At 47.5% G+C, this 1,163-nt stretch carries 1 protein-coding gene; it reads left to right on the plus strand.

The features are described from left to right. Positions 1 to 1,163 (plus strand): tandem-95 repeat protein (locus tag A3756_RS05240; protein WP_156490292.1); only part of this gene is annotated, 1,163 nt, incomplete at both ends.

Raw genomic sequence — 1,163 nt, forward strand, 5'->3', positions numbered from 1 at the left:
TAGCATCAGCTATGAAGTCTCAGATGGTAACGGTAGCACGGCGACCTCATCGGTATTCGTCACGGTTAACCCCGAAAACGATGCGCCTGTTGCTGTATTCGATACGGCTGCAACGCAGGAAGATACGTCAGTCACGATTGATGTGTTAGCGAATGACAGCGATATCGATGGTGATAGTTTGAGCGTTAGCTCTGCATCAGCGGTAAGTGGTGCTGTTGTAATTAATGGCGATGGAACGCTGAGCTACTCGCCTAATGCAGATTTCAATGGTTTAGATAGCATCAGCTATGAAATCTCAGACGGTAACGGTGGCACCATGACCTCGTCAGTCTCTGTCACAGTGAACCCTGAAAATGATGCGCCTGTTGCTGTTGCAGATGCGGCAGCAACACAGGAGGATACGTCTGTCACCATTAATGTGTTAGCGAATGATGGTGATATCGACGGAGATAGTTTGAGCATTAGCTCTGCATCAGCGTCAAATGGTGCTGTTGTGATTAATGGCGATGGCACACTGAACTATACACCTAATGCAGATTTCAACGGCTTAGATAGCATTAGCTATGAAATCTCAGACGGTAACGGTGGCACGGGGGCCTCGTCGGTATCCGTCACGGTTAACCCCGAAAATGATGTACCAGTTGCTGTAGTCGATACCGCTGTAACGCAGGAAGATGCTTCTGTCACCATTGATGTGTTAGCGAATGATGGCGATATCGACGGAGATAGTTTGAGCATTAGCTCAGCATCAGCGTCAAACGGTGCAGTTGCGATAAATGGCGATGGCACACTAAGTTATGCGCCAAATTCAGACTTTAATGGTCTTGATAGCATTAGCTATGAGGTCTCAGACGGTAACGGTGGCACGGCGACCTCATCGGTATCCGTCACGGTCAATCCTGAAAATGATGCGCCGGTATCAATATCTGATACAGCTGTTACTGATGAAGATACGGCAGTTGTTATCGATGTTCTTGTGAACGATAGAGATATTGATGGTGATAGTTTATCTGTTGTGGCTGCTGCGGCGATTAGCGGTGTCGTAGCTATCAATGGTGATGGAACTATCTCATATACGCCTAGCGCTAATTTCGTAGGAGAAGATTCAATCACCTACGAAGTTTCGGACGGTAATGGTGGAGTCGCCAATTCAACCGTCGCAG

This window comes from Oleiphilus sp. HI0086 (assembly GCF_001635225.1).